This window comes from Paenibacillus eucommiae, assembly GCF_017874215.1.
In the GTDB taxonomy this organism is placed as follows: domain Bacteria; phylum Bacillota; class Bacilli; order Paenibacillales; family NBRC-103111; genus Paenibacillus_AI; species Paenibacillus_AI eucommiae.
Map to the genome: position 1 here is coordinate 120,498 of NZ_JAGGLB010000005.1, position 10,898 is coordinate 131,395.

A 10,898-nucleotide genomic window follows, 5' to 3' on the forward strand; every position below is an offset into this window, starting at 1 on the left:
TGAAGAGTGAAGAGAATAGGAGTTTGAATAAGGTAGCGGTGGTCAGAGTGAAAACATGTTGTGATCTCGTCTTCCACACCTAGGCTTGAACTATACATTTTGTGTCTTAAAAAGAAGAGGCTGCAAGCCGCTATAAGCGGCCGCAGTCTCTTTTTGTGACAAAGCTATAAAATGCCCAAAGCTAAATCGTTGGCGTCAATGTGTAGGCCATAATCGCAAAAACACGCTGCTGCATGCTGCGCTTCAGAACCGCATTGTCAGAAGGGAGAGTCAGCGTCAAGCTTCCCTCGTCACTTAGCTGCTCACTAAGTGCAGTAAGATCAAGCCCTTGGGGGGCAATGGTCTCGATCTTATCATCCTTAATTGCCAGCAGCTGCAAGTGAGTGATTGTGATCGCCATCCCTTTTGTAAAGTAAGGGAAAAACTCACGCTTTACTACCGCTTCGAAATTAGCATTGCCCTGCACGAAACGGTGCCACTCACCGGGGAAATCCTGGGGAAACCCGAGCAGGAGGGAGAGACCGGAAGAGCTGGCTTCTCCAACAAGCGCTTCGATCTGCTTGACTGCTTCATCGCGCAATTGTGCGCCACCCTGGCGGGCTGTGTACCGCACATGAACGATGACGTCCGAGATGGTATTGTAATCAAACTGCCGGAAAGCGGCTGGCAGCTCCAGTCTCCAGATGCTCTGCACGCCTGCCCCTTCGAAAGGCAGGAACCGATCATCGCGCAGGTTTGCCTCGAACAGGCCGCTATCGTTGCTTGCGCTGCTCGTCACGATGGATTGAACCGTGCCGAAATAATCAGTGAAGCGAGCGTCCTCGCTGCTCTCCCGGGCGTATCCGTCCGACACTAACGGTGATTTCCGCAGCGAGCTCTTGAGCAGCGTTAGCGTGCAGTTGACGCTGGTGTAAGGTCCCGTAACCGAAGGGATGGAGAGGGAGACATTTTTGATCCGGCGCATGTAGTGGCCTGGGCAATCGAGGTCAAACAGCCATTCTGGCAGGGCAACCTCGCATACTCCGGATGCCTTGAGCGCAAGCAGCGCGGCTGGATCTAGCTGTCGTAATGACACATGCTTGATCAATTCGTATTCACGCTTGTTGTTGTCATGGAAAGCCAGCTCCATCCGTTTCACATCCAGATAGAGACTCTCGCCCGAAAGAAGCCCCTTCCTTCCACCATCCCAGTAATTAAATTTAATATAGTCAGTAGCATCGACCTCAGGGCGCATCAGCTCATGCTTCATCGTCAGCTCGGCTTTCCGTGCTGTATCGAAAGCAAAGCGGTAATATTCGTAGTAAAGCTTGGATATTTCACCCTGCATCCAGCCGTACAGCTCTTCGTTCGTAAACTTTTCATGCATGAATTGGTCCAATTCCAGCGAATGCTCTATCTGCTGTTGTATGGACGAATATTCGCGGCTCGTCACCTGCTCGGCTAAGAGTGAGCCGATAACCTGTTTGCCAATCAGCATCAAATCGCGTGCAGCCAGCCTCACCTGCAGCACCCAATCATCAGCGCGCCGCTCAAAGGATGCAGTTTTGGAAGCATTCTGTCCTTGCTTCTCCTCAATTTGCGCCCATATGTTGAATCCCGAGCTCACGGCTCTGCCCACGTTGGACAAGAAGGCCCCGCCAAGCAGCTCGGATTCGCCGCCGATTCCCCAGTAAGCCATCTTCACATTAAAGTTCGGAATTGCTGCCAGCCCTGCTGTAAGGACTTCGGAGGCTGCTGCCGATATGCGCGCAGCCAGTGCCCTGTCGGCATGACCGTTGAGATCGTCATATTCACCGGCATGCAGGAATAATCGGCCCTCCTGTTTAATCTCCATCGGAGGATATTCAGGGGCTGTTATGACTCTGTCATATTGTCCAACGAGCGCACTGTAGGCCTCGTCGAAGTTCTCTTCCGTCAGCACTGCGCCGCGGTCGATTGGCAGCGTATCGGGAGCGCTGTCGTCGGGAGTCAAGCCAAGCAGCCGCTGATAATAACGATAGCGCTCCAAAGCACCTGCACGACTGCGCAGCAGCGATTCGGTCGACTCCTTCGCCTGGTTCCACTGCAAGAAGCGAACTTCACGTGTCATCTCTTGAATTTTGATCTCATGCCCTTGGCGGAGCAGTGACATCCGCTCCCCGTCTCCTTTTTCAATCGCAGACAGAAGAGCCGCACCGAGCCCGCGTACCTCGCTGCACAGCTCCAGCGCTTTTTGAATGAGCAGCATAGAGCGTACAGGACTTATCGGCTGATTCAGGCCGTTCAAAATCGAGCCGACCGGAATACCAGCGGCAGCCGCCTTGACCAGCATACCGGGATCAATAGGCGGGTCGAACAAGGCAAGCTGACGCACAACGCCTTCTATATTCATGCAGTTGCGGATTTTGAAGAGCCGGTCAGCTGTTTTGTCCCAATATCCGAGCAATTTATCGTTATGGGGAATGCAGAAGTAGAGCGTACGGCCGAGGCCAAACAGCGGACCGGAAGCGTCCAGATCGGATCCTTGTGTCTGTGGCAAGCCGAGATTAAGCGGGAATTTGCCCTCCAGATCGACCAGCGCGTTGCCTGTCGCGTCCAGCCCCCGCTTCTTTAGCTCGGCAAATGTCATCGGCCGAGAGGTGCCCCGGGGCGGAATGCGCTGTGGCCGGGCGCCTAGCAGATTGGCCGCCATCACATAGCGCTGGGTAGCCTCATTAATCGATTCCACGGTATCCTGCCGAAAAAGATTGTCTCCCCAAGCCAGCAGATTGTCCAAATATTTCATAAAGACAGAATATTGGTAAGCAAGATGCCGGGTTCGTGCAACTGCGTGCGGCTGGAACGGCTTGTTTCGGATCGCCTCATAGCCGTTAAGCACGGATTCACGCAGTTTGGCCTCCTCTGGAGTCAGATTCGGCTTGCTGAGCAGCTCCAGCAGCTCGTCAATGCGGGTAACATCCCCTTGCTGAACATCCCCATTCTGCCGAAACGCGAGAAATTTCCAGAAGCGCTGAGGGGCTGGAACCGATACATCGGTCGTTGTTGGGTCAAATATATAATGAAACCATTTTTGTGCTTCGGCAAAACGTTGGTTTTTGCTGAGATGTACAGCGATTGTAAGCGGAATATGGAAGAGCAGTTCCCAGTTGTAGTTGGCATAAGGACCGCCTGTACGGACATCCATTTCTATCGGAAAATGATTGACCTTGACCAGCTTGCTATCCAGCGTTGTATAGAAAGAATCAAAAAATTCAGCAGCCCAGCTTTCATGATGGTCCGGATTCAGCATTCCTGATAGAGATTCTTTATTGAGCTTCTCAATCAACTTTCCGACAAAGGGATGGAAGAAATTTTCGAAGGTGTACGTGAATCCAATCTCCTGCTGCTGTACCACCCTTCCACTTCCATGGTGAAAATTGTAAGCATCCTTAAAAGCATGAAAACCGATTTTATCATAAGCAGCCTTAGCCATAACAAGCCCTCTTCTCTAACGGTTGGATTTGTTAATCTGAATACGGCCCGCGGGCCCAATGTCGATATTGCCGAAACGAATGGTCCCTTGTGTCCCGATCCCTTTGTTAATATAAGCATCTTCGGATATGAAACGCTCTATAGGCTGCGGATCGACAATGCCGAAGTCCGGGCCTGTCCGGTAAGGATTCAGCCATTCAGGAGTCGGGCGCGGCTTAATAGGCACATTCGGAACGACCAGAGGTGGTATAGACACTCCGGGCTTCTGAGGAGATGGCAGAGGAATATAGCCCTCCCATTTAGGGATGAGGACGGTGCGCTCCTCTGTAGTGACATAAAAGACATGCCGGCTGTCCTCATAAAAGAACGGTGCGTCCCAAGGATCTGCCAGGGAATGACTAGGGCTGACAGTGCTATCCCTGAGCGGATTGTTCAACACTGGACGCGGCAGCATAGCAGACGGGAAGGTGCCATCCGGGTTCATAAGCATAAAGCCCCGATAATAGTTGATAGTAAACGCTTTGAGTGATGAATCCAATTCCCGGCTTGGTCCAATGAGCAGAAAATAAGGCGCGTCGATATCCTCAAGACGAACCGGCAAGCTGTGGGTGTTGTAAAGAGTAAACGAAGACGACCCCTGCCCAGAGATGTGTATACGCAGGGCGTCTTTTCCTTCACTGTATACGGATAGCTCTAATTTGGAGCGGTCGAATGCGTCTGCCCCGACAGGGTTAAACCGTCCCAGCTCAGTTGGCTTTTTGATATCTGACGTTTTGACAGGCTGCCATTTGCCATTGTAATATTCGCTCCAGCACAGAATGGCCTGCATCGTCACTTGTGAATTAGTTTTGGCATCCGCCTGTGTCGACTTCTTGACCTCGCTCAGCTTCATATTGGCGATGGATTTCTCAGCCCCTCCAGAGCCTTCTGTTGGTCCGGGTGATGCATTCAGTTTGGAAGGATCAAGCGGCGCCTGCTGCAGCACTCTAAGCCAGAAAAGGAACATCCGGCCTTTCCAGACGACCGGGATGACCGGGTTGTCTTCAATATCCAGCCGAATAGGCTCCCATGGCGTCCAATACCCATATTCGCGGCGGCGGTAGAAATAGCTGCGGTTCGCGCCAGCCGTACGGGCAACCACGTGGCTGATATCATCCTGGGACTGGTTCGGATCGAATTCTTCGAAGTGAATGCCGCATGGCTCCAGCTTCGCCACTTCCTCCAGCTTCGTCAAATAGTTCTGCAGCGCGGCTGCTGCGCTGTCTTCTGTAATATCGCTTTGCAGCAGCTCGCTCATCGCCTCCTTGAAGAAAGGCGATTGATCGTCACGCAGCTCGGGCTCCAGCCAATTTTCGGGGTAAAGGAAAATTTTGCGATTGGCTTCCCATACCCGGTAACGGCTCATCCATTCCCACTGCTTCGCATTGATGGAGGATGGTGATACCCTGCGTTCCAGATTCATTAAGCTTCGTTCGATGAACAGCTGGACAGAGGACAGAGCGTGCCTCACGCGGGATGTCTGCATGCAAGGCTCCATCTGGACATCCATCAGGAAATATTCGAACAGCTTATCCGGTGTATCGATGTGCCCGGTAACTGCGGACTCACGCATCCGATGAAGCAGGTAGGCAACCAGCGCATCACGCTGCAGTCTTCTCATTTCATCATTAATACCTTTCAGAACTTCCAGCCAGCCGCTTTCGTCATAACGGGCACGAAGCGCCGACTGCAAGCTGCGGACCGTTGGTGCTTGCGGTTCGTTATGGGCGGCTTGGATAAGTGCCGATGCCGATACGCCAAGCTTCTTTACCCAAGCATACGCACTATAGACTCGCCCCAAAGTCTCGATATTGGCAAGATCAACTGCTGTAATGCCGAAGTGCTGCAGCAGCGTCTCTACAGAAGATGGCTCCCAGCGCGGCAGTGTGTACAACAAACCATCTGGATTTTGGGCCGCGGCAGACGGGTTTTGCAGGATAGACAGCAGCCGCTCATCGTCAGGAGAGAGGGCGGCCTTCATCGAAGCGAAGGTCAGCAGCGCATCGAAGGCTTTCAACAGCGCCTCCCAAATTTCCGGCTTTGGATTGCCCGCTGCTGGGAGCTGATTTAGCCAGCCTTGTCCATGAATCCGATAGTCGCTTTGGGAAGCAAAGAAGGAAATTTCGGACGCAGTCAGATGAAGCGCAGAAGCAAGCGCAGCTGTTTTACTGAATCGGATGTATATGCTCCGCAGCCGGTCGATCCCGAAGGTGGGGTACAGCAGTTTAGGCGGTATGATTCCTACCCCAAGACCACTCGTCTCCCAGCGAAGCTTGAACGTGTCTTTGACTTTCTCGGCTTGTATGGAAACGGGATACAGCGTTCCTCCACGCAGCTCAATTGGCGTGTTATTACTATAGACAGTGCCGTCCAGAGACAGGGGAACCGTGGCGCCAGCAAGGGATAAAGTCACGCTCGCACCAGGATCTGCTTCGATATATAGGTTATAAAAGCCGTTCTCCGGTGCTTCCACATACCCGCTCCAAATACCAGAAACTGCGCTGCCGGGTGACGGGTTAGCAGGAAGCTTGTGCTGGCTTTCAGCTGTATATGTGAGATTATCGACCGTGTCATAAGTTATATCTGCTTCTCCGGAAGCTGAATCCTGATAGAAGAACTTAACGGAAAGTCCGGATGACGACAGCGCTGTTAGATCATCCAGCGCAGGGCGGTTCTGATCATTCGACGCATGCAGAATGGACGCGTTATTAAGCGCTGTAGAGGCTAGCGCAGAATCGGCTTTCGCTGCTGCTGCAGCGGTCTGCAGCGCAAATTGGCGCTTGCGGCGGTTCTTCAGCTCAGCAAGCAAGCTGGATATCAGCTGCTCCCGCTTTTTCGTCACAGGAGCAGAAGAGGCCTCAAACGAACTATAGTATGGCAGCAGCTCGGGGTACTGGGCGAACAAGCTTCTTGTGGCACGATACAGCTCGTCTACCGCATTTATAAATCCAGTGCTCGCACCGCCTGGCACGGCTTTAAGCGCATCGCGGATCGCATCGCTCATAATGCCTGAGCTGTATATGAGCCGTTTCCGCAAATTGTCGTAAGATATGCCTCCTTGTGCAGCAGCCACAATTTCTTGCTTCAGCGCGGGCTGGTCGTGCGCGTAAGGGATGTCGGTTACGACGCTGCCGCTTAGTATGCCGAAGAATCGATCCGCTGCCTCGCTGCCATAGAACATAGCCATCTTCGCCCGTGCTGCCTGTCCGTCCGGATCATCGGTCAGCGAGAACTCGCCTTCAATTGTGGCGAGACCGGACCGCAAGGCAAGGGCAAGATCCAGCAGCATCTTGTCGTCCGGCGCCGAACGCCCGCTTATGTCCTGATTCCATACCAGGTACAGCAGTTGAGCAGGCTTTACAGACGTTGCTTTCAGGCGGTTAACAAGCTTAATAAACCGCAAGAGAGGAAGCTCGGGAGGGTTAGGAGCTGCAAAAGGATCAATCGTTGTGTACCTGCTGAGCAGCACAAGCTCCTGCACGCTAAGCTTCAGCTTTCGAGCCAGCCAGCCGCGGCGAAAAACCGCAGATATTTGGTCCATAAGCAGTGGTGTCGTAGCGTCGATGTCAAGCTCTTTGATGATGGTTTGGAGCTCCTCACCAGTCAGTTGGAACGCCGCACGCAATGAATGCGCATGGTCGATTAGCTTTTTGGATCCATCCAAATATTGACCATATCCGTCATCGGCAAAAGCAGCATCCCGATCAAGCAGGGAGGGACTGAGAAACATTTGGCGGTAGAGGGAATTCTCCCCATGTGTATCGATTGGAGCCAGACAAGCGAGCAGAGGCAGCAAGTCCTTATCCGTTCTGAGCTTCAGGAGCGCTATGGTGCGGATGACTGCACCAAGACGTGGCAGCATAATATGAAATCCAGCGTCCAGCCGCTGCTTGTTGATCTGATCATCGGGGTCGTTCGGCGTCTGATCAGCTGGATATAGCGCAGTAATTGCCTTATCCAGCTGATCGATCGACCAGCCTGATTTCTTCCATAGCCGGATGAACCGGCTCAGACGCACAAATTCAAATGCACGGATTGTGTTGGAAGTGGGATCAGGATTGGCGTAGCGGAGCTCCAGCTTCTCGAAGCTGCAGCCTTTGTCCGATCCGTCCGGGTCCTGCAGCGTAATTAAGCCCATCATATTGGCATAATTGTCTGCATTAACGATCCATGCTTTAATGTCCCCTGAATAAGCTGCGGGGTCAAGATGCGGCGCCAGTGCCTCGTCCAGCTCGGCACCTGTCATACTGCCATCTTTATATGCTTTTAACACCGCGAATGGCACGCCCAGCCGTTCAAGTTTTGGTATAAGCGCAGCATTCGGGTTCATAAATCGAGTCTTCAGAATCTGGATCAGATCTTCATAAGAAATACCAAGCCGTCTCGTGAGCGCTTTTGCATTCGAGAGGCTGTCTGCTGCATCCGCTTCCGGGGTGCCTGACGGAAAACCATAAAGGTGCTGCAGTGATAAGCTGCTATCGGTAAGTAGTGTATATTCAGCTCTCGAGAGCCGCAGCTCCTCCATCAAAATATCACGCCAGCCATATTCGTCTTCACTTGCGCGCTCCAAAGTGTCACTTTTGCGCAGATCCTCCATGACTGAAGAGAGCGGCGCTTCGAACTTTGTGAAATAGCGGCGCAAATTTTCCAACGGCTGGTGGAAGGGAAGCGGAAGAACGGGCGGGAGGATAGGGGGGAGCGAGCCAGGCTGGGCTGGCTTGCCAGCCAGCAGCTCATACGCCGTCTCACTGACAAATTGCGGATTGGCCAGCAGCTCCTCCGGTTGTGCCAAGCCGTCCGTATTATGGCCGGTATAACCCGACAGCGTAAAATCATGCGTAATATAATGCTCAAGCGTCTCATTAACCAAATCAATATAAGGAACAGGCAGATTCGTATTTTCGCAGGTTAAAGGAAGGTGCTGAAGATCGGGCCGGCGATCGAGCAGCACCGTTTGCGGATTGAATGCACCCGCAGGCACAGATGGGCGGTCCAGAAAAAGCAGCAGGTCAACAAGATAAGCCGCTGGACTAAGAATCGAACGGCAGTGCTCGCAGGAGCAATAATCTGCCTCACCGAACAGCTTCTCAAGAGCGGGATAGGCAATTATATCTGAAGCATTCGAAAAGGACTCCGAAGTGGCTGAAACTGCAGACTGTGTCTGAGCAAAAGCATACATATCCGGTACCAGGGCAGAAGTACGATAGGAGAGCGCGAGATTCAGTACTGTGTTGTGCACCTGCTGGGATTTCGTATAGATAAGCCGGGCATTCGCTTCACCGCCCACTTCATGCCCAATTGTACGGATAAACTCATCCCTGTCATGGCGAACCACAGCATAGGCTGAGTCCAAGCCCTTGGCCAGCAGTACATTCATTGCATCATCGCTGGGGGATATTTGATATACCCGTTGAATGCGTTCAATCTCTTCAGCCACCTCAGGCTTTATTTGCAAGCTGCGGTGATTGATGTATTGCTGGATGGGGTGAACACCAATCTCGAAATCTCCCTGCTGCCCGGATAGAAAAGCGTACACCGGCTCGGCAAGACCTGCAGTCTTCAGCGGGGTATCCTTATCCTTGACCATTCGGGCCACAACTGCTGTAGGGTAGCTGAGCCTTATTTGAGCCGCCATCAACTCGGCATAACGTTCGCGCTTCTCCGATTCGTTCTCGCCAGGAATTTCCTGAGGAACTGGATCGTTCCCCATAATGCTCTGCCAATTACGCGCACGATAAAAGCCGCTATCGACAAGATCATGTGCGCCAGACAGTCCATTCGGTCCTCCGGCCCTATGCAGCTTGTGAATAAGCGGAGCATTATTCAAAGTCATGTAAGCAAGCTGTCCATCCAGCTTAAGCCGCGTTTCCAGCTTCTCCCCGAACGTGCTCCGCACAGAATTCCAGAATTCCGTTGTATTGTGCCTGTTTCGCATATATAAATCCGCCAGCTTAACCTGCTGCTGGGTGTCATCGCCAATAGTGACAGCTATTAGATCCTTAAGCGGTGAAATCCCTATTAGGGCGGGCCCATCCAGCGCCCGCCTGGCAGCCGTTCTGCGGAACTTCTCGACTGCACCTGCAACACCTCTCGCCATGGAAGCGGGAATGCCTCCGCTGCGGGTCGCATCTTTCCAGATCGATTCTGCGATGGAGGCGTCCGTCTGATAGAGCGCATCATCATTGGCGGGCAGGCCGGCGCGGAAAAGTGCATAGAAGAAAGCCGGCTCAAGCTGGCCGTCCTCATCCGCAGTCCTGGCGCTAAACTGGTCTGCCAGTGAAGCGAGCGCTACTGCGCGCGCATCCCAACCGGTTTTGTTCGCAAGGTAAGTAATATCCTGCTGCTCATCGGTCTCTTTCAGATCGCCCAGCGAACCGCCGAAATGCTCGGATAATGCGCCTGTCAGCATTTCATGCTCGGATCGAAGGGTGGCAGCTATTTTAAGATCATCAGGAAGCCGGATATGCAGTGTCTCATGGTTAGATGCATTGTATCGGACATCGGAAGCGGCAAGAAACCTGTCGCCTGAATATACGAGCGCCTGAAGATCCGGGGTTGTTTTGCCGCGTTCACGCAAGCCCTTTTCAGAAAATGAAGCAAGATAACTGCCGCTATCATCGGTAAGGGTCTCAGCCAGCAGCGTGTCGCCTCCGACGGACTTGTCCATAATCCGAACCTGCAGCCCTCCAAGGCTCGCGCTTATCCGAATCAAGACTTTCCCCTCCACCGTATAGGAAGCAGCAGCGGATACAGAAATCGGCACCTTCAGATCGACCACTTCAAGGGGAGCCGCCTCCCGGATCACCTTAGCTTCACTTAACATCGCTCCATCGGTGTTATATACAACGATTCTTAGATTAATTCCCGCGACACCTGGCAGCGAGTCGTAGCGGATCGTATAGAAGCCTTCGACATCTGTCAGATCCTCGCCAAGACGAAGCATTGCGCCTTCACCTACGTGAAAAGCGCATACTTTGCCGCCTGCATATGGGCGGCCATCCTCGCGCCAAACCTGTCCGGCGGCTAAGCGCATGACCGGCTGACACGGAGTTTCAACTGCGCCGCCATCAAGGGCATTCCATTTTTTTAATAAGGCATTAAGCACTTCTGCGGTCTTCTCGTCTACTTCTCCCGTCGGCTCGATACCTTGCTGTTCTTGAAACATCGAAACCAGTTTGAGGGTCATTTTATCAAATATAGCTCTTTCCTGTTCGGCTGACAGGCGAGCTTCAAGGGCTCTACGTTCCTCTTCGCTGAATCGAAAAAGATTTTTCTCCAGTATAAGTCTCAGAGCTGCCTGCAAATCGGCAACCCCGACTCCAGTCATCCGCAGCTTCAGCGGAGAAACGATTTTATTCATGAAAGCCCTCCTCGGCAAATGTGCTGCGTAATGTATGCTGCGTGCTGTG

Annotated in this window: 2 protein-coding genes; both read right to left on the minus strand. The window is 52.7% G+C overall.

Annotation, left to right across the window (positions count from 1 at the left end; genetic code table 11):
• Positions 1–181: 181 nt before the first annotated feature.
• Positions 182–3,451 (minus strand): Tc toxin subunit A-related protein, encoded by a 3,270-nt coding sequence (locus tag J2Z66_RS10055; RefSeq protein WP_209971259.1) that lies wholly within the window; start codon positions 3,449–3,451, stop codon positions 182–184.
• A 15-nt stretch (positions 3,452–3,466) separates the two neighbouring features.
• On the minus strand, positions 3,467–10,849 hold the full coding sequence (locus J2Z66_RS10060) for a neuraminidase-like domain-containing protein (RefSeq protein WP_209971260.1): 7,383 nt from the start codon (positions 10,847–10,849) through the stop codon (positions 3,467–3,469).
• Positions 10,850–10,898 lie beyond the last annotated feature (49 nt).